General features: G+C 70.1%; 17 protein-coding genes. 3 read left to right on the top strand and 14 right to left on the bottom strand.

The features are described from left to right. Positions 1-20 precede the first annotated feature (20 nt). From ACI3KS_RS02840 to ACI3KS_RS02820, 5 genes are read right to left on the bottom strand one after another with little or no spacing between them, the layout of a single operon-like run. Positions 21-1,040: a phosphotriesterase gene (locus ACI3KS_RS02840; protein WP_404914996.1), complete on the bottom strand. Its 1,020-nt coding sequence runs from the start codon at positions 1,038-1,040 to the stop codon at positions 21-23. A gap of 30 nt (positions 1,041-1,070) precedes the next feature. Then, positions 1,071-2,528: an aldehyde dehydrogenase family protein gene (locus ACI3KS_RS02835; protein WP_404914992.1), complete on the bottom strand. Its 1,458-nt coding sequence runs from the start codon at positions 2,526-2,528 to the stop codon at positions 1,071-1,073. 44 nt (positions 2,529-2,572) lie between these two features. Beyond that, complete coding sequence (locus ACI3KS_RS02830; protein WP_404914990.1) at positions 2,573-4,102, bottom strand: glutamine synthetase family protein; 1,530 nt, start codon at positions 4,100-4,102, stop codon at positions 2,573-2,575. After that, positions 4,095-5,432 carry a Rieske 2Fe-2S domain-containing protein gene (locus ACI3KS_RS02825; protein ID WP_404914988.1) on the bottom strand — a complete coding sequence of 446 codons (1,338 nt, stop codon included), beginning with the start codon at positions 5,430-5,432 and terminating at the stop codon, positions 4,095-4,097. Before ACI3KS_RS02825 ends, ACI3KS_RS02830 begins: the two co-directional genes overlap by 8 nt. A gap of 45 nt (positions 5,433-5,477) precedes the next feature. Continuing rightward, the gene (locus ACI3KS_RS02820) at positions 5,478-6,419 is read right to left on the bottom strand and encodes a PDR/VanB family oxidoreductase (RefSeq protein ID WP_404914986.1); all 942 of its coding nucleotides are present in this window, start codon (positions 6,417-6,419) and stop codon (positions 5,478-5,480) included. Positions 6,420-6,561: 142 nt separating this feature from the next. Here ACI3KS_RS02820 and ACI3KS_RS02815 point away from each other — a divergent pair, with 142 nt between their 5' ends. After that, a complete protein-coding gene (locus ACI3KS_RS02815; protein WP_404914984.1) occupies positions 6,562-7,272 on the top strand; it encodes a GntR family transcriptional regulator in 711 nt (236 codons plus the stop codon). Between the two features lie 21 nt (positions 7,273-7,293). Here ACI3KS_RS02815 and ACI3KS_RS02810 read toward each other — a convergent pair whose 3' ends face one another. From ACI3KS_RS02810 to ACI3KS_RS02790, 5 genes are read right to left on the bottom strand one after another with little or no spacing between them, the layout of a single operon-like run. Next, complete coding sequence (locus ACI3KS_RS02810; protein ID WP_404914982.1) at positions 7,294-7,797, bottom strand: hypothetical protein; 504 nt, start codon at positions 7,795-7,797, stop codon at positions 7,294-7,296. Position 7,798: 1 nt separating this feature from the next. Next, positions 7,799-9,796, bottom strand: coding sequence for a primary-amine oxidase (locus tag ACI3KS_RS02805; protein ID WP_404914980.1), 1,998 nt, complete (start codon positions 9,794-9,796; stop codon positions 7,799-7,801). 32 nt (positions 9,797-9,828) lie between these two features. Next, positions 9,829-11,331, bottom strand: a complete 1,503-nt coding sequence (locus ACI3KS_RS02800) for a gamma-glutamyltransferase (RefSeq protein ID WP_404914978.1) — start codon at positions 11,329-11,331, stop codon at positions 9,829-9,831. A 1-nt stretch (position 11,332) separates the two neighbouring features. Continuing rightward, a complete protein-coding gene (gene solA, locus ACI3KS_RS02795; protein WP_404914976.1) occupies positions 11,333-12,427 on the bottom strand; it encodes an N-methyl-L-tryptophan oxidase in 1,095 nt (364 codons plus the stop codon). After that, the gene (locus tag ACI3KS_RS02790) at positions 12,424-13,728 is read right to left on the bottom strand and encodes an aminotransferase class V-fold PLP-dependent enzyme (protein WP_404914974.1); all 1,305 of its coding nucleotides are present in this window, start codon (positions 13,726-13,728) and stop codon (positions 12,424-12,426) included. The genes solA and ACI3KS_RS02790 overlap by 4 nt, the downstream gene beginning before the upstream one ends. Before the next feature lie 65 nt (positions 13,729-13,793). Between ACI3KS_RS02790 and ACI3KS_RS02785 the strand changes: the two genes are divergently transcribed. Continuing rightward, a complete protein-coding gene (locus ACI3KS_RS02785; RefSeq protein WP_404914972.1) occupies positions 13,794-14,516 on the top strand; it encodes a class II glutamine amidotransferase in 723 nt (240 codons plus the stop codon). A gap of 196 nt (positions 14,517-14,712) precedes the next feature. Here the strand turns inward: ACI3KS_RS02785 and ACI3KS_RS02780 are convergent, their stop codons facing one another. From ACI3KS_RS02780 to ACI3KS_RS02765, 4 genes are read right to left on the bottom strand one after another with little or no spacing between them, the layout of a single operon-like run. After that, the gene (locus ACI3KS_RS02780; protein ID WP_404914970.1) at positions 14,713-18,072 is read right to left on the bottom strand and encodes an ATP-binding protein; all 3,360 of its coding nucleotides are present in this window, start codon (positions 18,070-18,072) and stop codon (positions 14,713-14,715) included. Further along, a complete protein-coding gene (locus ACI3KS_RS02775) occupies positions 18,069-18,740 on the bottom strand; it encodes a DUF4194 domain-containing protein (protein ID WP_404914968.1) in 672 nt (223 codons plus the stop codon). The genes ACI3KS_RS02780 and ACI3KS_RS02775 overlap by 4 nt, the downstream gene beginning before the upstream one ends. After that, positions 18,733-20,190, bottom strand: a complete 1,458-nt coding sequence (locus tag ACI3KS_RS02770; protein ID WP_404914966.1) for a DUF3375 domain-containing protein — start codon at positions 20,188-20,190, stop codon at positions 18,733-18,735. The genes ACI3KS_RS02775 and ACI3KS_RS02770 overlap by 8 nt, the downstream gene beginning before the upstream one ends. An 11-nt stretch (positions 20,191-20,201) precedes the next feature. Next, positions 20,202-21,656, bottom strand: a complete 1,455-nt coding sequence (locus ACI3KS_RS02765; protein ID WP_404914964.1) for a family 43 glycosylhydrolase — start codon at positions 21,654-21,656, stop codon at positions 20,202-20,204. A gap of 51 nt (positions 21,657-21,707) precedes the next feature. Between ACI3KS_RS02765 and ACI3KS_RS02760 the strand changes: the two genes are divergently transcribed. Then, positions 21,708-22,169, top strand: coding sequence for a hypothetical protein (locus ACI3KS_RS02760; protein WP_404914962.1), 462 nt, complete (start codon positions 21,708-21,710; stop codon positions 22,167-22,169). Positions 22,170-22,195: the final 26 nt, after the last annotated feature.

The following is a 22,195-nucleotide window of genomic DNA, read 5'->3' as shown; positions in this document are numbered from 1 at the left end:
GGGTGGGGTGTCTCCCTGGGTCAGGCGCCGAAGATCGCGCGTCGGGGGTTGTCGCGGTGGATCCGGTCGAGCACGTCCTCGTCGATGCCCGCGGCGATCGCGAGAGGTCGGAACTCCTCGAAGAGGAAGATGTAGCCCGGTCCACCGAGCGCGCGCAGGTGCGAGCGCTGGCAGACATCCTGCGACAGCAGCACGCGGTCGCCGTATCCCGCCTCGACGATCGTCCGCAGGAACGAAAGCCGTCGGTCGATCTGGTGCCTCACGAGCTGTCCGCCGATGCGGCACGTCATCAGGCAGTCGAACTGCACGAAGGCACCTTGCCGGAGGATCTCCAAGGAATAGTCGACGCTCTTGACCGTGTCCGCGTGTCCGATCACGACACGCCCGGGATCGACCCCCTCCTCGCGGATGATCTCGAGCTGGGCGAGTCCGGTGGGGAAGGTCGCCGCGTGGGTGGAGATCATGACCCCGGTCTCGCGGCTCGCCCGTGCGGCGGCGCGGAACGAGCGCTCCTCCGCCGCGGTGATGTGCGACAGATCGGAGGCTATCTCGCCGATCACACCGGCACGGACTCCGGTGCCGGGGATCTCGTCCTCGAGATCGGCGATGAGGTGATCGGCGAGCGTGTTCGTCGAGGTGCGGTCGAACCAGCGGTGATCGAGATAGTGGTCGTAGTAGTGCCCCGTGCCGAGGATCACCTGCACGCCGGCGCGTTCAGCGACCTCCTTCGTCGCCAGCACGTTGGCGACAGAGCGCGACCCCGTCGCCGGGTTCTGCTGCATCATCCGCTCATCCGTGGCGAAACCGGCCGGCGCCGCATAGTCGCTCAACTCGCCGTTCGTCATGTCGATCAGCGTCGATCCGCCGGCCGCCGCGAAGAGCGCGAGTTCGGACTCGGCCTCTTCGGCGACGGTGAGGTAACCGTCCTGCGGCGTGGTGAGCGTCATGTTGATGTACACGTGCTCGTGCGGGAGCGTGACCCCGAGCTGCTCGGGCCCGATCGGTCCCGACACGGTGTGGACGGTGCTGACGGCGCTCACGGTGTTCCCTTCTCTCGCAGCGGATCCGGCTCAGATGGCGATGACGACGCTCTTCGGCTCGCAGAAGCCGTGGAGTCCCTCATCGCCGAGGTCGCGACCGAGACCCGAGGCGCCGACGCCACCGAACGACAGCGCGGGGTCGAAGACGTTGTAGGTGTTGATCCAGACGGTACCGGCCTCGAGCGCCCCGGCCATCCGGTGCGCCCGCGACAGGTCGCGTGTCCACACCGCGGCGGCGAGGCCGAAGTCGCTGTCGTTGGCGATCCGCAGCGCGTCGGCCTCGTCGTCGAACGGAATGATGCCGACGACCGGTCCGAAGATCTCCTCCCTGGCGATCGTCATGTCGTTGGTCACGCCGGCGAAGAGCGTCGGCTCGACGTAGAAGCCCGGCTCGCGGACTCCCCCGCCGACGACGAGTTCCGCGCCCTCCTCGACGCCCGTGGCGATGTAGCCGAGCACGCGCTGGCGCTGCTCTTCGGACACGAGCGGGCCGACGGTGATCCCGCCGTCGAGACCGTCACCGACGGGCACCCGCCGGACGGCTGCGGCGAGCCGCTCGGTCATCTCCTCGAGGATCGAACGCTGCACGAGCAGACGGCTGCCCGCGGTGCACATCTGCCCGGAGTGGCCGAACGATGCCCGCATCGCGGTGAGGACGGCGGCGTCGAGGTCCGCGTCCTCGAAGACGATGTTGGGGCTCTTGCCGCCGAGTTCGAGGGTCACCCGCTTGAAGTCGTCTGCGGCGACGTGCGCCACGATGCGTCCGACCTCCGTCGACCCCGTGAACGTGATCTTCGCGATGTCGGGGTGCGCAGTGAGGGCGGCGCCGGTCGCCCCGTCACCGGTGAGCACGCTCACCACGCCGTCCGGCACGCCGGCCTCCTGCAGGATCGCGGCGAGCCGCAGGATCGTGAGCGGGGTGTCCTCGGCCGGCTTGGCGACGACGGGGCAGCCTGCGGCGAGCGCGGGGGCGAGCTTGAAGGCCGCCGTCATGATCGGGAAGTTCCAGGGGAGCACGATCGCGACCGGACCGACGGGCTCCCACGCCGTGTAGACGTGATGACCGCCGCCGTCGATCGGGATCACGGTGCCGCCCAACCGCGACGGCGCCCCGGCGAAGTGCCGGAACGTGCGCGCGGCGCTCAGCGTGTCTGCCCTGGAGCGTTCGATCGGCTTGCCGTTGTCGCGCGTCTCGAGGATCGCGAGCTCCTCGAGATCGGCTTCGATGAGGTCGGCGACGCGAGTGAGGATGCGCGCCCGGTCAAGAGGCGCCATGCCCCGCCAGCGCCGGTCGCGATGCGCCTCGACAGCCGCGGCGACGGCCTCGTCGACATCGTCGGCGGTTGCATCGGCGACCGTCGTGAGCACCTCCTGGGTGGCGGGGTCGACGACCTCGCGCCGCGGACGCCCCTCGGCGGCGACCCAGCGCCCGGCCAGGAAGAACGGCTGGAAGCCGGGGAGCGCCTCGACCGTGGATCTGATGCTCATCTGTGCTCTGCTCTTTCTCTCGTGCGTGTCTGCCGGATCGCCGGTCAGAAGATCTCGAAGTACTCGCGCTGCTCCCAGTCGGAGACGTGACGGAGGTACCGGCCGAACTCGGCGCGCTTGACCGTCGCGTACCAGTCCACCACGGCATTCCCGAGCGCCTGGCGGAACGCCTCGTCGCCCACCAGCGCGTCCACGGCCTCGCCGAGAGACGCGGGCAGATGCGGGGCGTCCGCGCGGTACGGGTCGGTCGTCGGTGCCGGCGGGACGAGCCCCCGGTCGACCCCGTCCATGCCGCTGATGAGCTGCGAGACGATGTAGAGGTAGGGGTTCGCCGCGGGCTCACCCGACCTGTTCTCGAGCCGGGTCGCAGGGTCGCCCTGGCCGCCGACGGCGCGGACCATGGCGCCCTTGTTGTCGATGCCCCAGGCGATGCGGTCGGGGGCGAGTGAGAACGGCTGATACCGCTTGTAGCCGTTCACAGTCGGTGTGGCGAACGCCGCCGCAGCGGGGGCATGCGCGAGCAGCCCCGCGAGATAGGCCACCCCGAGGTCGCTGAGGGGTGCGGTCTGATCGTCGGGCGCGAAGACCGGATCGCCCGTGGAGATGTCGCGGAGCGACTGATGCAGGTGCCAGCCGGTGGACGCCCCCTCCGCGGCCTGCGGCCGGGACATGAACGTCGCGTGATAGCCGAGCCCGCGGGCAATCCGACGCACGGCCATCCGGCACAGCACTATCGCATCGGCGATGCTCGCCGCGTCGCCGGCCTCCATCGTGATCTCGAACTGGCTCGGGCCGAACTCGAGCTCGATCGAGCGCAGGGGCAGATCGAGCAGCGTGAGCCCGGTGTAGAGCGCGTTCACGAGGGGTTGCATCGCGTCGAGCGCCTCCTCCTGCAGCAGCTGCGAGCCCCGAGTGGTGGGTCCGACGACGAGAGCGTCGCCAGGGTGCCCCGGCACGCCGACGTGCGCGGCCTCCAGCACGTTCTCGTCGAGCCGGTAGACATGGAACTCCAGTTCGGCGCCGACCGTCATGCCGTATCCCCGCGAGGCGAGGGTGGCGAGCTCGGTGCGCAGCATCGTGCGGGTGCAGAACGGCACCGGGGATCCGTCGGGGAACCGGAGGTCGCAGAGTATCCACGCGGTGCGCTCGGCCCATGGCAGCACCCGGAAGGTCTGCGGATCCGGCACCATCACGATGTCGCCGGCGCCGCTGAAGCCCTCGACGCCCACACCGGTGTCCTCGGCGAAGACCGAGAAGACGGACTGGCCGGAGGTGTCCTTGAGCAGCAGCGAACTCGGCGCGGTGACCCCGGAGCGGAGCGCGGCGGCGACCCCGGCGCGGGCGATGGTCTTGCTGCGCAGGATGCCGTGCTGATCGACGAACGAGAAGCGCACCATCTCGATGCCGATCTCGTCCATCACCCGACGCATCTGCCCAGCCGCGGCGTACTGCGCATCGGTCCACAGGTCGTGACGGGCCACGAAGCCGGTGCGCTCGCTCGCGAGCATGGGGCGTGCGGAGGCACCGCCGCCGTTCTCGGCGACGCTGCGCTCGTCGACGTTGCGCTCACGCATCGACCGAGACCTCCGCGTTGCGGAGCGGCCCGGCCCACGGAGAGGCGTCCCGACGCTCCTGCTCGCGCTGCACCCAGCGCTCCTGCCAGGCGTCGTTCGCGGCGATCGTGTCCATCGCGATCGGACCGGTCAGCGCCGCAGCCTCGGCATCGCTCACGGGATGCGACGGCGTCTGCGCCCCGGCGGCGAAGGCCTCGATGGCGCGCAGCAGCAGACGCCGGTTCGCGCTCACGGCACGATCCGAGACGCCGAGGCGCTCGACCGTGCGGTCCTGGATCGGGCCCATGCTCTCGACGGCCCACTGATCGTGGACGTTGATATCCAGGCCCATGCCGGTGTAGGTGAGCTCCTTCTGCTCCTGCGGGTCGAAGCCCCAGTTGTTCGCGCGGTTGCGCAGCGGGCGGTAGTCGGGCAGACTCACGCCCTCGAGTCGCTGCTGGAGCAGGGTGTCCTTGTCGGTCGTCTCGGCGAAGTCGTACCAGATCATGTACCAGAGGTGGTTGTCGTCGTCGATCGGCACGTGCCACTGCGTGAACACCTTGGTGTTGCCAAAGGGCACGACGAACGCGTTCGGGAACATCAGGTTCGTCACCCGGACGTGCTTGATCTCCTCGGTGAGCTGGCGGATCGCGTACACCCGAAGGCCGTGCTCGGCGTTCTCGACCTCGATGTCGGGGCGATAGCTCTCACCGACGAGCATCGAGAGCTTCTTGCCGGTGCCCTCGACCTCCTCGGCGAACTGCTGGCCGTACATCTCGCGGGGGTCCTCCTGGATGAAGCGGTGCAGGAACGAGACGTGGCTCGGGTCGATGCCGCCCTCGAGGCCCTGCAGCCAGTTGCACTCCCACAGGCCCTTGAAGGCGAAGGTGTACTCCTCCGGGGCGATGAAGCAGTCGTAGTCGGGGAACGGAGGCGGATCGCCGGCGCCCATGTAGGTGAAGATGATGCCGTTCTTCTCGATGCACGGGTAGTTCGAGATGCGCACCTTGCCGAGGAACTGCGAGTGATCGGGCTCGGCGGGCTGCTCGACGCAGCGCCCCTCGCCGTCGTAGAGCCAACCGTGGTACAGGCAGCGGATGCCGTCCTCCTCGAGGCGTCCGAACGAGAGGTCTACACCTCGGTGCGCACAGTAGCGGCTGATGAGTCCCCAGCCCTCGCGCTTCTTGAAGAGGACGAGGTCCTCGCTCATGATGCGCACTTGCTTGACGGGACGCTCACCCGGCATCTCGGACACCAGGCCCGCCGGCTGCCAGTACGAGCGCAGCAGGTTGCCCAGCGGCGTACCGGGGCCCGACCGGGTGATCTTCTCGTTGTCTTCCTGCTTCAGCATCGCACTGACTCCTTCGGGGACGATTGTTCGGTCGGACGGGTGTGCTCAGACGTCGAGCACGAGCAGAGGGCAGGATGCCCGGGAGACGCACACCATCAGGCAGTCGCTCCGGGTCTTCTCCTGTGCGGTGAGGACGAAGTCTCGGTGTTCGACCTCGCCCTCCACGACGCGGGTCTCGCAGCTGCCGCAGATGCCCTCCTCGCAGTCCGAGAGCACGTCCACTCCGGCACCGCGCAGGACGTCGAGGATCGATTCCTCCGGGGCGACCTCGAGTTCGAGCCCGCTGCGATCCAGACGGACGCGGAAGGGCCCGCCCGGCTCGTACTCGACCTCGGGGGCGGCGAAGTACTCGACCCGCAGCCGCTCCGCGTCGACGATCTCGGTGAGGGCGGTGAGCATCCGCTCGGGTCCGCACGCGTAGACGAGAGCATCGGGCGACGCCGTGAGTGCAGCGGGCAGGTCGGCGCGGGAGCCTTCGTCCCGGGCGACGATCCGGATGCGGTCGGCGTCGAGCGAGGCGAGTTCGTCGAGGAACGGCATCCGCGACCGGGAGCCGCCCAGGTACAGCAGCCGCCAGCTCGCACCGCGCGCGGCGACGGCCTTCACCATCGGCAGCAGCGGCGTGATGCCGATACCGCCGGCGACGAAGACGTACTCTTCGGCGGCTTCGAGGACGAAGTGATTCTTGGGTTCGCGCAGCACGACCTCGTCACCGGGGCGGAGCCGCTCGTGGACGGCCCTCGATCCGCCCCGACTCTCGGGTTCGCGGAGCACGGCGATCCGATAACGCGTCGACGCCGGGTCGCCGCACAGCGAGTACTGCCGCACGGGGGCCGAAGGCAGCACGAGGTCGATATGCGCTCCGGGCGTCCATGCGGGCAGTGCGTCCGCGAGCGGCTCGAGTTCCACGGCCAGCACGCCCTCGGCTTCTCTGGTGAGTCCGCGCACGCGGACGCGGATATCGCTGAGGTCCGTGGTCGAGGTCATATTTGGATCCTATCACCACAATTGTGGATCCAAAAAGAATCAATTGGGACGCCGTGCGCCGGGGTTCGGGGTCCACGTTCGCGAGTTCTGCTACCGTTCCCCACGTGCAACGAAGGACGCGCTGCACCGGAAGGACCAGCAGATGACCGACGAGCAGCTCACCGGATCGGCGAGCGGACACGCCCTCGTGGACGAGATCGCCGCCAAGATCCGTGCCCGGATCATGAACGGCGAGATCGCCATCGGTGCTCAGCTGCGGCAGGCGGAGCTGGCCGCGGACTTCGGCGTGAGCCGGACCCCCGTCCGCGAGGCGCTGCGTCAGCTGCAGACCGGCGGACTGATCGACGTCGTCCCCAACCGTGGAGCCGTTGTCCGGGTGCCCGCCCCGTGGGAGGTGCGCGAGGCCTACGAAGTGCGCGCAGAGCTCGAGGCCCTCGCCGCGTCCCGCGCCGTGAGTCGCATCTCGCACGCCGACATCGAGCGTCTGCGTGCCAGCAATCAGGAGATGTACGAGCGGTCGACCGGAGCGCGATCGACCGAGAGCGCTCCGGCGAGCAAACAGAACAACGACGTGTTCCACGACACGATCACGGCCGCATCTTCGAACGCACGGCTCGCACGGGCGATCGCGGAGATCAACGAGACCTTCCCCCGGAACGTCTCCGCTCAGCTCCTCATCAACGACGACCGGCACCGTGAGGAGAACTACCAGGAGCACGTCCGCATCATCGAGGCGCTCGAGCGCGGTGACGCGGAGGGCGCGGCCGCGCAGATGCGGGCGCACGTGCTCGGTGCGGGCGAGCAGCTCGCCCGCTGGTACGAGCGACGCAGTTCCACGGTCTTCACCGGCTGAGAGCGCGCGGCCCGACCGCGCTCAACTCAGGGCGTGCCCCGCGGCGAGCAGGAGAACCGCGCCGGACATGCTCACCAGCTGGAGCCGGGCGAGCAGGTCATGGGTCGTGCGCAGCGACAGGGCCGTCCACGCGGCATGACCGATGCTCGCGGCGACGATCCAGGCCACCACCGTGCTGCTCGCCGCGCCGTGATGTCCGGCCTGGAAAGACCCCATCGACATCGTGAGCATGAGCACGGCCATGAGCACGGCGCCGAGCGCCGACAGCACCCGCATACGCGAGACATCGGCCGCTTCGACCACAGTTCGACGGCGCACCGCCAGCACCATCGCGAGCGCGATCGTGAGCGCGCTCCAGGCGACGACGGGCAGAAGGCGCGCCCCCACGACCACGTCGAGCATCGCGAGGGTCATCACCGCCGCGAGCAGGAACGAGCGGATGCGGGGTCCCCGCCGCTCGACCGCGACGCAGCACGCGCCGGCCGCGGTGGCGGCGAGGGATCCCGCATGCAGCAGCTCGAGCATCTCAGTCGCAGTGGCAGGCGACGCCGTGTCCGGAGGCCATCGGCAGCGCCGAGCCATGAGAACCGTGGGCACCGTGGGCCGAACCGAGAGCATCCTGGGGCGCCGCATGGCAGTGCGCCTTCGGTGCGGACGGCGGCACGTCGAGCGTGGGGTTGCGGTCGAAGAAGCCGTCGGGCTCCATGCGGAAGCCGATGCGGTGCAGCGGCATGATCGGCCAGTCCTCCGGCCGCACGTAGTGGTGCACGCCGATCACGGGCCAGACCACGAGCTCGGCGCCGTCGAGGGACCGGTCGGCCTCCTGCCAGGCCGTGATCCCCTCGGCGCTCAACGGCGCCTGGTTGGGGTACTCCCCCGCGATGAACCGCTCGGTCGGCTCGTAGGCCGATGCCCACAGGTGGTTCGCGACGAACGGCGCCTTGCGCTCGACGACGCTGCCGGGCCGTGCGAACAGACGCGTCGTGTTCGGCAGCGAGATCTTGTACGAGGTCGGCTCACCGTAGCGGTTCGTGCGCTCGGTGCTCTCCACCCGCCAGTGCACCGCGCGTGAGGCATCCGTCTTCCGGGCGGCATCCTTCTCCGAGGCGATCGTCGTCGCGACCATCTTGACGGCGTTGCCCCAGGGGTTGAGCTCCTCGTCCTCCTCGACCTCGGCGTGCATCTCGACGAGGCGGTTCTTCGGGCCGTCCACCGCGGTGTCGAGGCGGATGGCGAAGTAGTGCTGGTGCGTCGGCGCCTGCACGTTCGGGGCGACCATCCGGCCGAAGGCCGGCTCGATCCCGTCGTCGATGCCCGACACCGACAGGATGCCGGTGAGTTTGACCTCGAGTTCGATCGCGCCGTCCTGATAGATCGACCAGTAGAAGCCGTAGTCGTAGTTCGCGACCGTCGCGAAGAACGAGATCACCAGGCGGCGGTGGCGCCGCACATCGGCTTCGCCGGTACGGGTGTTGACGTGCTTCCAGAGGATCGAGTCGTCCTCCTCGTGCATGCAGATGCCGTTGACGATCGTCTTCGCCTCGCCGTAGCCGTCGATGTAGTGCGCGTCGAAGTAGCGGATCTCACCCAGGCAGTCGCAGCCCAGTTCGAGCGACGCCGTCAGGGGGCCCGCGCCGTACTCGCCCCAGTCGAAGAAGTTCTTGCGGTAGGCGGTCGGGTCGGAGTCGAGGTACGGCACGTACATCTCGTTGATCGCGGCGCGCTTGAGGATCGGGCGGTCGACCTCTCCGTCGCGGTACGAGACGTCGTGCAGCACAAGACCCTCGCGGTGCGTGAAACCGAGGCGGAACTGCCATCCCTGCCAGCTGACCAGGTGCCCGTCGACCGTGAACCCCGGGCCTTCAGGCTGCGTGATCTCCAGCGGCGCGACCGTGCGGTCAGGACCCCAGGTGCCGGAGCGGTAGTTGCCCGTCTCGCTGGCCATCGGCAGGACGCCGTGATCCTCGAGTTCGATGATCTCGAACGTCTCGAGATCGATGATCGGCACGAGCCCTGCGACCGGGCGGGCGTAGCCGTTGTCGTCGGGGGTCTCCCGGTGCCACACCGATCCCCACGAGAGTCGACGGTCCTCGTAGCCGGCCGGCTCGAAACCGGTGATCGACTCCGGGTCGACCCAGACCAGGGACGTGTCGTGGATGCCGCGCTTGGCGAGCGCCTCCTTCAGGAGCGGGTTCTCCCTCGCGGCGACGGCCACCATCCGCGCCTCGTCGGACGACACACCGGGACGCTTGGCATCGACGGGGCTCCACCCCGAGATCACGGCCTCGCGGTCGCTGCCCGACGTCCAGCCGGTCACCTCCCAGGCGGCATGCTCATCGGGATTCATCACGACCAGGCGCACGGGGCGGCCCTGGTCGTCGGCGAGCACACGCGCGAGACTCTCCTCGACGGCGATGCCCCAGAAGCGCGGACGCTCGCCGATGCGGTCGTCAGCCCGCACGAGGGCGGAGATCTCGGCGATCTCGGCGGGGGTGATCGGATCGCTCCAGTGACGTGCGGACATGCGGACTCCTAGATTCTCGGACGGGATGCTTCTCAGACGGGGATGACGATCCCGCGCCCGTCGGCGCGGGGGTCGCTGGCGGCTTCGAGGCCGGACGGGGTACGACGGGCGAGCTGGACGTGCCCGGCGACATCGGCGAGGGCGGGGAGGTCTGCGGAGGGGATGCTCTGCGTCTCGGCGGCGTGCAGGACCGCAGCCGGCACTCCCGGCTCGGCGGCGAGCGTGAGCCGGTCGTAGCCGAGGTCGACATCGCCGACGATCCACCGCGGCCTCGCGAGGGTCTCGGCGAGGGGCGCGGCCAGCGCCGCATGGTCGGCGAACAGCTGCGAGAGGATCCACGGCTGTGCGCGGCCCCCCTGACAGCCGGCGATCACGAGGTTCTCCTCGTCCTCGACGATGAGCGGGCACAGCGTGTGCGGCGGACGTGCGCCCGGTCCCAGCAGCGCCGGAGAGCCCTTTTCGAGCGAGAACGCCCCGCCGCGGTTGTGGAAGAGGACGCCGGTCGCCGGATCGAGGAGGCCCGCGCCGAACGTGAAGTACACGCTTTGGACGATCGTCACCGACCAGCCGTCGTCGTCGGTGGCGACGACGGACGCGGTGTCGCCGCTCGCGGCGCTCTCCCTGATCGCGCTCTCCCGCGCGGTACCCGTGAGATCGAGCAGGGCCTCGAGGTCGACGGCGGAGGAACGAGGGTCTCCGAGATGGGCGCTGCGCGCGGCGACGCCGCGCACCGCCGCCGCGACGAGGAGCTCGTCGTCGGCACGGCCGTCGCCGTCGATTCCCGCGGCGACGACGGCGGGGATGAGCGCGGCCGCCGAGGGCGGGGGCGCCACCGACCAGGAGCGCCCGCCGGCGCGCGTCGTGAGGGCGGGCAGCAGCTCGGCGCGGAATCCGGCGAAGTCCTCGTCGGCGTGCACCCCGCCCGCCTCGCGGAGCGCGGCGGCCATAGCCCGAGCGACGTCGCCCTCGTAGAAGGCCGTCGGATCGACGGCGAGGCGATCGAGAGTGTCGGCGAGGGCCGGCTGCATGTAGCTGTCGCCCTCTCCGAACACCACACCCTGAGGCGCGAAGACGCCCCGCAGTCCCGGATCGTCGAGGATCGCGTCGGCACGCGAGTCGATCGCCCTGGCGAGACCCGCACTGACGACGACGCCGCCCCTCGCGATCCCGGCGGCGTCGCGGAGGGCTGCGTCGAGCCCGTGGCGCGCGCCGAGACCGGCGATGGCCGACCATCCGCCCAGCATGCCCGGCACCGTCACGGAGTGTGCGCCCTGACGCGGCATCGACGACCAGGCGGACGAGACCTTCTCGATCGCGGCCGGCGCGGTGCCGGCCCCGATCACGGCGGTCGTCTCCCCGGAGGGAGCGCGCACCAGCGCGATGAGGTCGCCGCCGATCGCGCACTGATGGGGGTAGACCACGGTGAGCATGATCGCGGCGGCGAGCGCGGCGTCGAGTGCGTTCCCGCCGCGGGCGACGGCGCGCTCGCCCGCGGCGACGGCCTCGGCGTGCGGGGCGGCCAGAGCGATGGACATGTCAGAGCCCCCTTCGGGCGGTGGAGAGGAAGTCGAGATCCGGCCGGGGGATGCCGGTGGCCAGGTCGGCCGCGGCGTCGCCGACCGCCGCGCCGAACTTGAAGCCGTGTCCGGAGCACGCCGAAACCGCGACCACCTGCGGGGTCTCGCGGAGCGTGCCGATGATGAACCGCTTGTCCTCGGTCATCGTGTACAGACAGGCCGTCGCCTCGTAGGCGGTGGTGTCGATCCCGGGGACATAGGCCTCCATGAGGGCACGGAGTTCGGCGATCTCCTCCGGTTCGGCCGGTGCCACCGGCTCCGCCGGATCCCAGACCCTCCCGGCATCGATTCCGATCTTCAGTCCGCCGCCTCGGACATCGGGGATGCCGAAGACGAGCCCTTCTGGGCGATCCACCGAGAACGCCCCGAGCTGCGGCGGTCGTGCCATCGCCTGTCCGGGGGCGACGGTGAGTGTGAGGATCCGCCAGACCTCGAGCAACGGGGCGAGCTCGGGGAGCAGCCGACCCATCCAGGGACCACCTGCGACGACGAGGCGGTCCGCACGGATCGTCCCGGCGGAGGTCGTGACGACCACTCCATCGCCGTCGGTCGCCCACCCCTGCACACGATCGCCGAAGCGCAGTTCGGCGCCGTGCCGGCGAGCGCTATCGCGCAGTGCGAGGAGGGCGGTCGATGCTTCGAGGACGCCGGCCGCGGGGTCGAGGACCGCGCCGTACCCTTCGGGGATCCGCAGCGCAGGCATCCGGTCGGCGACCGCCGCCGCAGTCGGCAGCCGCTCGCAGTCCGGTCCCTGCAGCTGCGAGTCGCCGCGGTGCGCGTAGACGCCGCCGGTCGTGCGGATCAGGCTGAGTCCGCTCTCGCGCTCGAGCGCGCGCCAGGCGTCGTAGGCCTGCGCGACGAAGCCGTTCCAGACGGGGTTCGGATACGCCCGCCGGATCATGCGCGTGCGACCGTGCGAGGAGCCGCGCACGTGCTCGGGCGCGAACTGCTCGATGCCGATCACGCGTCGGCCTCGACGGGCGAGGCTCGCCGCGGTCGCGCTGCCGTGCACGCCGAGTCCGATGACGACGACCTCGGTCTCCACAGCGCTCACGCCCTCTCCGCGACTTCCCCGGCGATGACGGTGACGTGCTCGAGGAGTGCCGCGATGTCATTCTCGTCGTTGTACACGTGGAGGGATGCCCGCACGACCGCGGGGATGCCCCGAGTGCCGAGGTCCCACTGTCCGTGCGTGGCCGGCACGGACACGACCCGGACGTTCTGCTGGGCGAGACGGGCGACGACGTCGGCGGAGGCGATCCCGTCGACGACGAACGTGACGATCGCGGAGGGAGTGTCGACGGGCTCGGCGACCCGCACTCCCGGCACGGCGGCGAGTGCCGCGCGCACCCGACGACCGACAGCGGTGAGCCATGCCTCGGTGGGGGCGATCCCCCGTTCGAGCACCTCCTCGAGAGCCGCGCCCAGTCCCAGTCGCCCGGCGATCGACGCCTCCCAGGTCTCGAACCGGCGGGCGGTGCCGTCGACGTCCCAGTCGGAGAGCTCGGTCCAGTGCGCCGCGCGGACGTCCGGGGCCGTGGGCAGCAGCCGCGCGATGGCGGACGAGCGGACGTACACGAACCCGGTCCCGCGCGGGGCCCGGAGGAACTTGCGTCCGGTGGTGACGAGCACGTCGCAGCCCACCTCCCGCACGTCGATCGCGAGGTGCCCGACGGACTGGGTGGCATCCAGCACGAAGAAGCCGTCGTACTGCGCCACGAGCGCGCCGATCTCGATCACGGGTTCCACGATGCCCGAGGAGGTGGGCACGTGGGCGACGGTCACGACGGCGGGCGGACCGCTCTGCAGCATCCGCTCCAGCTCTGCGAGGTCGGTACGTTGATCCGCACCGGTGGGAACGATGTCGAGGACCACGCCCTCCTCCCTGGAGAGCGTCATGAGGTGCAGCGCGTGGCTCACGTAGGTCGCGCGGGTCGCGATGATCCGGGCGCCCGCACGCAACCGAAGCGCGTCCAGGACGACGCGGAGTCCGGACGAGGCGCTGTCGATCAGGGCGATCTCGTCGCGGTGCGCGCCGATGAGCTCCGCTGCGGCGTCGTAGACGGCCTCGACGCGCGGACGGGCCAGGGCCGCCGCCTCGTATCCGCCCATCGACTCCTCGAGTCGGAGGTGCGCGACCACGGTCTCGACCACATGCAGCGACGGCAGAGCAGAGCCTGCGGCGTTGAGATGTCGCGAGAGCATCGCGCCGGCCGTGCGCTCCCGCTCCAGGACGACGTCGACCGTGCGGTCGACGGTCGCACCGACGAGGGTGACGGGGGCACCCGTCGAAGACGCGGCATGGGATGCATCCGCATCGGAGGTCGGCGTGTTCGCCTCTGAGATCGAGTCCATGAGCCTTCCCTGAACTAGGTAGGATCCAAACATAACACAAGTGGATCCAATCTTGAGGAGTCCGGATGTCGCGCATGCTCGCCCTCCGATCCGCGTCCCCGACGCGCCTCCCCGATGCCGTCCGGGAGCAGTTCCTCGCCCTCGCGGAGGTGCACAGCGACGGCTGGGGCAGCGCCGGCGTAGAGGGGAAGGGACCGCTGCGGAGCGCATCAGGGCCCACGGCATCCGACCTCCGAAGCGCGTCGATGAGTCCTCGCACCGCAGCGCTGTACTACTTGCGCCTCGCCAGTAGCGGCTCGCCCGTCACGCCGGAGAATCTGCAGCCGTTCCCTCGCGGAGACCTCGCGTTCATGCACAACGGAGCGCTCGTGCCCTATGCCACAGGCCTCGCGGCCCTGTCGGCGGCGGAGCGTCGCGACCTGCGCGGCACGAGCGACAGTGAGCTGTACGCGTCGCTGGTCCTCCGGGCGCTCGCCTCGGGCCGAGGGGAGCTGCGGGAGCGGATCCGACGCGGAGTGGATACCGTCAGGGAGCTCTATCCTGCCGCGTGCCTGAACGCCATGCTGATCGTCGAGGGTCGTCTCGTGGTCATCGCATCCCGCGGCACGGTCCCCGCCCCGGTCGACGCCCTCGCCCGACGAGGCGTGTCACTCACCGCCGACGAGGTCGACGTGTACAACCGCCTGTTCCGCACCCGCACCGACGACGGCGTGCAGTTCGTCGCCACGACGGGGATCGACGTGTCTGGCTGGGAGGAGATCCCCGACGACGAGGTCGTCGTGCTCTGAGTCCGTACGTCCCGGGCGGCGCGCTCGCGCGGTGCCGCCGACGCCCCCGCTGGGCTACGACGCCCCCGCTGAATCACGTGTGCCAGCAGGGGCGTCGGCGCTCAGCGGGGGCGTCAGCGTAGCGACGTTCAGCGGAAGCTCGCAGAGCACGGAGAACCCAGCACTCGCTCGGGAATGGGTCGAGTGTGCCCCGCGATCACGACTGCGTCGGCAGCCCCACCTTCGCCTTGGCCCAGGAGCGCCCGCGGGTGTCCTTGAGGATGTCGTACTCGACCTCGACGTGCGGTTCGATCGCGCTGTACTTGTCGTTCGGGGCGCCGATGACGAGCTGGAAGCCGAGTCCACGCCAGGCGCCGATCGCACGCTTGGTGAAGTGCGCGTCAGCCTTGATGAGAGCCTCGTCCATGAACACCGGCGCGTATCGGGGACGCGGGGCACCGGCATCCCCGAGCTGGTAGCGCAGGGCCGCGCCGACGATGAACGCGACGAGCTCCTGCGACTCCCCGCCCGACTTCTCGCCGATGTGGTCGTACAGCGCGACGTGCTGCCGGGTCACGGCGTGCACCCGCTCCGCACTCACTCGCACGTGGTTGCGCACGTCGATGAGTTCGGCGAAGTCGGGAGCGGTGCGACGCATGCGGCCGATCAGGCGGCTCATCCGGCGGTACACGTTCTCCCGATCGGCATCCGTCACCGCGGCGTCGATGAGTCCGCGCACCTCGCGCAGCTCGCGACGGAAGCGCTTGCGCGCCTCGGACTGGTTCTCGCGCGGGGTGATCTGCAGCCGATGGTCGTCGTCGTAGAACGGCAGGTCCGCCATGATCCGGTTGATGGGTTCGATGCGGTCCTTGATCTCGCGCAGAGAGCGGCCGAGCGTCGAGTCCAGACTGGTGAGGTCGTTGCCGGAGAGCTTGAGCAGGCTGTCGCGCCACTCGGCCTCGAGCTCGTGCAGCCCATTGGTCTGCAGCGCATCGAGGATGCTCTCGAACTCGGCGACCGACTCGTCGGGGTCGGGAACGATCGTGAGGCTGTCCCACCTCTCGAGGAAGCCGGTCATGAGGCGGCGCATGCTCTCGCGCTGCTCGTGATGCGCCTCGGTCGCCGCCCGGCGATCCTCGTCGAGGCGCTGCACCGCGGTGCGGAGCGCACCGTCGAGACGCGCGAGCCGTTCGGCCGCGGTCGACTCGGACGCACCGGACTCGTCGAGCAGGAACCGGTCGTCGAGGAACCTCGAGTGCGAGTCGTCGAGCACGATGTCGTCGGCCTCGGCGGCGTCGATCACGCGCTGGCACGCGTCGACGTCGTCGGTGACCGATCCCCAGCGCTCGCGGGTCTGGTCGAGCTCGTTCGCCAGTCGCGCGCTCTCGTCGCGCAGTTGGCCGGCACGCGCCCTGAGCCGCTCGGTCTGGTCGCGCAGATGAGCGATCTCCGGGTTCGATGTGGTGACCTCGACCTCGACGGCGAGCCAGCGATCCCGCTCAGCGGTGGCCGCCTCGACGTCGACCTGCTCCCACGTGAGGTCCTCGATCTTCGCGAACGCCGTCGAGCGCGTGCCGAGCTCATCGAGCGCCGCCTCCGCATCGGCAGCCGCACGGGCCAGTTCCTCGCGCCGGGTCTCGAGCCCATCGATCTGCTCGTCGAGCTCGCGCAGACGACGCGAGTTCGAGAAGCCGAGCACGTTCGCCCGGCCCTGCCCACCGTGAGCGCCCCGGCTGCCCGTGGAGAGCTGGCCGGTGATCGTCAGCGCCTTCGCGTGCGCGCGGAGGTCGTCCGAGGAGTCGACGCAGACGAAGCCGAACCGATCGAGAAGCCGCTGCTGCAACCAGCCCGTGAACGGCGAGGAGCGGTAATCGAGTCGGCCGGGCAGGGTCGCCGTGTCGGTGAGGCGCCGCTCGTCGATTCCGGTCTGCACGGCCTCATAGGCGAGCCGTTCCGGTGTGCGCACCGCGTTGATCGCGGCGCGGAAGCGGTCGAGGTGCTCTGCGTCGATGAGCAGGGTGCGCGCGAACCCGCCGAGGGCGAGGTTGAAGGCGTCCCGCCACGGCTCGAACTCGGTCCGCACCTCGACGAGCTCACCCACGAACGGCAGATCGGATGCCGCGAGTCCCGCGGCCTCGGCGAGCAGGGCCCGCGAGGCGTCGAGCGCGGGCGGGATGCTGCCGTGCAGGGAGTCGGCCTGAGTGCGCTCCTCGCGAACACGGTGCAGCTCGCGCTCGGCGGCGCGACGCTCGGCCTCGGTCTCGGCGAATCGGGCGCGCGCCTGGCGGAGCTCGGCCTTCGGCTGCGCGGTGCGGGCCGCCGCGACGATCTCCTCGAACTGCTCGGCCGTCGAGACCTCGGTGCCGAGTTCTCCCAGCACCGCGTCCAGGCGGTCGCGTTCGCGCTGCACCTCGTCCAGCCGTCGCACGGCCACCCGGCGCTCACGCTGCGCGGTCTCCAAGCGGTCGCCGCCCGACTGGCGCAGCACGTCGAGCAGACCGTCGCGCTCGACCTCGGCCGCGTCGATCAGGGCGCGCTTCTCGCGCACGGCGAGTTCGAGAGAGCGCGTCCGGTCGCGCAGCTCCCCCTCGACCTCGCGGAGCAGGTCGAGGCGACGTAGTGCGCTCCAGAGCGCGGCCGGCGAGGAGGGTTCGGCGAACACGCCGACCTCGTCGATGAGCCGCACCCGCTCGGCGGCGGCCGCCAGCTTCTCTGTGATCCCGCGGATCGGCTCCAGGGCGTTGACCTGCTGCTTGGCGGTGAGCATCCGGGTTCGGGTGCTCTCCAGCTCGTCGAAGTGGGCGACGACGGCATCCGCCGTGGCCATCGTCTCGGGCTCCTCGAGAACCAGCCGCTTGTACAGATCGTCGACGGTCGTGATCTGCTGACCGGCCTGGATGCGGGCGAGCAGGCTGACCGCCTTCGCTCCGGAGCCTGCGGCGCCGATGCCGAGAACGGTGTGCAGTCGGGCCGAGAACTCCCGGTCGGTGCCGAGGGTCTCCAGGCCCAGCGCCCGCACGGAGGCGTCGGACAGCCTCTGGGATGCCGCCTTCTCGAGCAGGCCGAGGTCGAACGCTCCGTGCACGGTCGCGCGGATGCGCACGGTGTCCTCGAGGGTCCGGGCGTCCGCGGGGATGTACCAGGCGCGCACGGCGGTGAAACGGGAGCCGTCGTGGTCGAGCCACGTCACGGCGATCGCGCTCCAGGTGTCCTCGCCATCGCCGCGGAGGACTCGGAGCTTCGTGCCCTCCTCTGTGCGGGACTCGTCGATCTTGCCTCGGCCGTAGGAGAGGATGTTCCGCTGCTCGTCGCCGCGGGGACGACCGGTGACACCGCCGTTGGACGCGCCGTTGAAGGGCGTCGTGTGCGGCATCATCAGCGCGATGTAGGCATCCATGAGCGTGGACTTTCCCGAGCCCGAACCGCCGCACAGCAGCGTCGCGCCCGGCGAGAACCGCACCAGGTGCGGGCCGCCGTCGTAGCCGCCCCAGTTGACGAGCTGCAGGTCCTCTGCCACCCACTGCTGACCGCGGGTGCCGGCGGGGATCAGTCCGAAGAGCGTGTCGACCATCGTCATCGTGCAGCGACCTCCTGTGTGCGCAGCCAGTCCCTGAGCTCTTTCAGCGTGCGCGCGCTGAGCACGACCTCGACGAGGGCGCTGATCCGGTAGCGGCCCGTCGTCTCCTCGTCGACGATGCCTTCACGTGCGAGTCGCTCCATGGCGGCGCGGATCGCGCGCTGTTGGCGCGCCGTACTGCCGTCGACCTCGGTGAAGTAGCTGAGGACGGTCTGCTCGACGTCCTCGATGTCGATGCGGACGGATGCCTCTCCCGCCGCCGACTCGCGCTGGTAGACCGTGCGCAGGTGCACGAGCACGAGGGTCTCGGCGCGGGAGTACGGGGTGTCCTTGAGCAGCACGGGCATGTCGATCTCGTCGGAGCGCAGCTGCTGCTTGTAGGCGAGCCCTCGACCGTGGTCGACCACGAGACGCAGGTACAGGTCGTTCAAGCGTGACTCGATCATCTGCTGGTGCTCGAGCAGCAGCGCCCACTCGCGGCGGCTGCGGTCTGCGGCGAGGAACCGACGCTGGAGGATGTGCACGAGCACGCGGCGAACCTCGGGGTCGAGCGTCCCCCGGTCACCGGGGAAGTGCTCTTCGAGGTCGTCCTCCATCGCGACGGGCGAGATGAACGGCTCGTCGTCCTGTATCGGCGACTCGTCCTGGACCTGTGTCCCATCACTCATGGACGTCCTCCTTGGTCGTGCGCGCGGTGACCGCGCCGAACGCGAACCGGCGGGCGGTGCCGTCGGGGCGCAGGGCCTCGACGATCGACACCTCATCGTGCTCGGTCATGCCGTTGCGGTGGGCGATCTCGAGCAGGCCGAGCAGATCGACCGGCCGACGGGTGTCGTTGGCGGTGTCCGAGAAAGCGGCACCGAGGTCGAACTCCTCGCCGAGACCGGCGACGTACTCCTCGAGCTCGGCGTAGCGGGGCCCGCCCCACGCCCTCGTGTCGCGGTCGGGGAACTCGACGTCCTCGGCATCCGCGAGCGGTGCCGGCGCACCCGGCGGGCGGATGTCGCTGACGGTCTGGCGCAGATGGCCGAGGTCGATGAGCGGAAGGCTGCGCACGGGCTCGGCGGCGCCGCGGCCGTCCCACACGTGGAGTCCGGCGATGACGTCGCGGAGCAGGTCGTCGACCTGGCGGTCGCGCAGCGGGTCGTGCGTCTTCACCTGACCGGTGATGACGTGCGAGGCGCGGCGCTGGGCGGCGAGCACCTCTTCGACGCCGAGCTCCACGCGTCGTCCGATCGCGTCGAGCTCTGCACGCTGCGTGGCGTCGAGCATCAGGGCGAACGGCTGCCGGAGCAGGGAGTGCAGTTGGTCGGTGAGCGCGTCGATGCGCTCGGGGTCGCCGATCAGGCGCAGCGCACCGGCGAAGGCGCGACCCTCGGGCGTCGACTGCATGACGTCGCGGGCACGTTGCAGGTATTCGCGCAGCACCTCTCCCGTGGGGCGCTCGTCCCGGCGCAGGTGAGCGACGACGTCGCGCTGCATGGCCTTGAGCGATTCGGCGACGCGGGTGAAGTCCGCGGGGAGCTCACGTGCGAGGTGCAGCACGTTCTCGGCTTCTTCCAGCAGCTCGTCGTCGTCGAGAGGGTCGGCGGCACCGGTGGTCTCGATGCGGGCGATCTCGGCGTCGAGCAGCGCGCGCTCCTGATGGAGTCGTTCGAGTCGCCGCGCCGGATCGACCTCAGCGCTGTCGGCGAGGTTCTCGACCGCCTCGAGCAGCGTGCGCACGCGGGAGTTCGATACGCGCGTGCGCCCGCCGCCGGTGCGACCGGCGATCTCGAGGGCTTCGACCGCATGCGCGGAGAGTCGATAGACCTCGACGTCATCGTCGATCTGCTGCACGAGCCATCCGAGGCGCACCCAGTTGCGGCCGACGTCGCGACCGGTGCCGACGGGGACCCGACGTTCGTCGTCCTCGTCTCCCGAGCGGAGCTCTTCGAGGATCTCCCCCAGTTCGGCGTGCGCATCGGCGATGGGCACGGATGCCCGATCGGCGGTGAAGAGGATCGACAGGGTGGCCACGACGAACGGAGCGAATCGACCGTGCAGGAGGTCGAGCGTCGGGGTGCGGAAAGCCGCGGCAGCGCGCGAATAGGCGGCCTCGGCTCGGGATGCGGTCACAACGTTCCAGTTTATCCGTTCGCGGGTGCGGGCTCGTAGCCGACGCGGGTGACGGAGACGCCCTCGGCGAGTGCCTCGACCGTCAGCATCCGCCCCGTGAAGCCTCCGGCCACCTCGGTCGAGATGTAGCGGCCGTCGAGGCCGGCGAGCTCGACGAATGCACCGGACCGCTCGACGCCGAGGAAGACGTCGTCGGGACCGCGGGTGTTGTCGTGCAGCACGACCTCGCGGCGAGAGCGGATGGCGAGCACGTCGCCGTCTTCACTCGACGCCGTGATGACGACCTGTGCGAGCGGGCCGACCACCGCGCGGACGCGGATGACATCGCCGATGCTCTCGACGCCGTACCAGTGCGAGCCGGAGATGCGGATGCCGAGGCACGCGTCTCCGGTGAAGGCGGCGCGCGCATTCCATGCGAGATCGCGGACGCGGGTCGCGAGCACCGCGAGTCCGTCCGTCTCATCCGGGGTGCGACTCGGGGTGAGCGCGCCGCCTGGCGTGGCGACGGATGCCGGCGGGATCGACGGAGCGATCCACCGGGGGTGCAGAGCATCCGCGTCGAAGCGGTCGTCGAAGGCGGTCGCGGTCGTCGGCACATCGAACCGGTCCTCGTCGACGACCGGCCAGTCGTCCTGCCAGCTGATGCCGGCGAGGAAGGTCTCGCGTCCGTTGACGTGGAAGCGCGGGAACGCGCCGGCGGGGCGGATGCCGAGGTAGACCATCGCCCAGCTGCCGTCGGCGAGTTCCACGAGGTCGGGGTGACCGGTGGCCTGCACGTCGTGCTCGAGGCTGCGATGGCTGAAGATGGGGTTGGCCGGGTGAGCATCGAACGGTCCGCGCGGGTCACGGGATCGCGCGATCGAGACGCCGTGCCCGAGGTGCGTGCCGCCCTCGGCGACGACGAGGTACCACCAGTCGCCTCGGCGGAAGAGATGCGGGCCTTCGGTGTCGGCGAGTCCGGTGCCTTCCCAGAGCATGGTCTCCTCACCGAGCCGCTCACCCGTGATCGGATCGATCGCGACCTGATGGATGCCGGAGGGCGCGAAGCCGCGCCAGGTGAGCAGACACGTGCCGTCCTCGGCCCACGCCAGGTCGGGGTCGATGCCCGGGGTGTCGGGCACGTAGACCGGCGCGGACCACGGCCCTGCCGGATCGGTGGCCGTGACGATGAGCTGTCCGCGACCGACATCGCGGATGCTCGTCGTGGTCAGGAAGAACAGCCCGTCGTGGTGGCGCAGCGTCGGCGCGAAGATCCCCTGGCTCGCTCCCCCGCTACCTGGCTCGGCGTTGACGACCTCGGCGTCGGGCAGCGCATGCCCGATGAGCTCCCACGACAGGAGGTCGTCGCTGCGGTGGATCGGCACGCCCGGCACGTACTCGAACGTCGAGTTCGCGAGGTAGTAGGTCTCGCCGACACGGCAGATCGACGGGTCCGGGTAGAAGCCGGGGAGGATCGGGAGGGTCATGGGATGTGAGCCTAGCGAGGACTGTTCGTCTGCCCGTCGTATGGTGGGGAGATGAGCGAGTACGAGGTCGATGGCGACGGATTCGTGTGCCTTGTCGCGCCCGATGACTACCGCGGGTATGTCGACGAGGACTGGGCCCTCGAGGATCTGCTGGCGCGGTTCGTCGAGCAGTTGAACGCGGGTACTCTGTTCGTGGCGTACGCCGGGGACGAGGCCGCAGATTCGCCTCTCTCTGTGGTCGCTGATGCACCGGAGGCGGCGGTCCGCGACGTGAACGGTGTCGTTCATGTCGGCGAGGGCGGACTGTGGCTGACCGACTACACCCAGCTGACGATGGCTGCGCAGTTCGCGGATGAAGGCCCGGTCGCGTCATATGGGCAACGTCTTCCTCTTGAGCCCGGAAGCTACCTCGTCACGTTGTCTGAGCTCGACGACGACGAGTACACGATCGCGATCCGGCCGCATGTCGGCGACTCACCCGTGCAGGATCGCGTTCCCTGGTTCGCCGGCTGAACGGCATCCAGCCCAGCACGAACAAG

Origin of the sequence: Microbacterium sp. ZW T5_45 (genome assembly GCF_044987415.1) — a bacterium.
GTDB lineage: Bacteria > Actinomycetota > Actinomycetes > Actinomycetales > Microbacteriaceae > Microbacterium.
This window is presented reverse-complemented; position numbering and strand designations above follow the sequence as displayed.

Coding starts and splice junctions, on each gene's coding strand:
- ACI3KS_RS02835 (WP_404914992.1), bottom strand. CDS start 2,528: ATGAGCATCAGATCCACGGTCGAGGCGCTCCCCGGCTTCCAGCCGTTC.
- ACI3KS_RS02830 (WP_404914990.1), bottom strand. CDS start 4,102: ATGCGTGAGCGCAACGTCGACGAGCGCAGCGTCGCCGAGAACGGCGGC.
- ACI3KS_RS02825 (WP_404914988.1), bottom strand. CDS start 5,432: ATGCTGAAGCAGGAAGACAACGAGAAGATCACCCGGTCGGGCCCCGGT.
- ACI3KS_RS02820 (WP_404914986.1), bottom strand. CDS start 6,419: ATGACCTCGACCACGGACCTCAGCGATATCCGCGTCCGCGTGCGCGGA.
- ACI3KS_RS02815 (WP_404914984.1), top strand. CDS start 6,562: ATGACCGACGAGCAGCTCACCGGATCGGCGAGCGGACACGCCCTCGTG.
- ACI3KS_RS02810 (WP_404914982.1), bottom strand. CDS start 7,797: ATGCTCGAGCTGCTGCATGCGGGATCCCTCGCCGCCACCGCGGCCGGC.
- ACI3KS_RS02805 (WP_404914980.1), bottom strand. CDS start 9,796: ATGTCCGCACGTCACTGGAGCGATCCGATCACCCCCGCCGAGATCGCC.
- ACI3KS_RS02800 (WP_404914978.1), bottom strand. CDS start 11,331: ATGTCCATCGCTCTGGCCGCCCCGCACGCCGAGGCCGTCGCCGCGGGC.
- ACI3KS_RS02790 (WP_404914974.1), bottom strand. CDS start 13,728: ATGGACTCGATCTCAGAGGCGAACACGCCGACCTCCGATGCGGATGCA.
- ACI3KS_RS02785 (WP_404914972.1), top strand. CDS start 13,794: ATGTCGCGCATGCTCGCCCTCCGATCCGCGTCCCCGACGCGCCTCCCC.
- ACI3KS_RS02780 (WP_404914970.1), bottom strand. CDS start 18,072: ATGACGATGGTCGACACGCTCTTCGGACTGATCCCCGCCGGCACCCGC.
- ACI3KS_RS02775 (WP_404914968.1), bottom strand. CDS start 18,740: ATGAGTGATGGGACACAGGTCCAGGACGAGTCGCCGATACAGGACGAC.
- ACI3KS_RS02765 (WP_404914964.1), bottom strand. CDS start 21,656: ATGACCCTCCCGATCCTCCCCGGCTTCTACCCGGACCCGTCGATCTGC.
- ACI3KS_RS02760 (WP_404914962.1), top strand. CDS start 21,708: ATGAGCGAGTACGAGGTCGATGGCGACGGATTCGTGTGCCTTGTCGCG.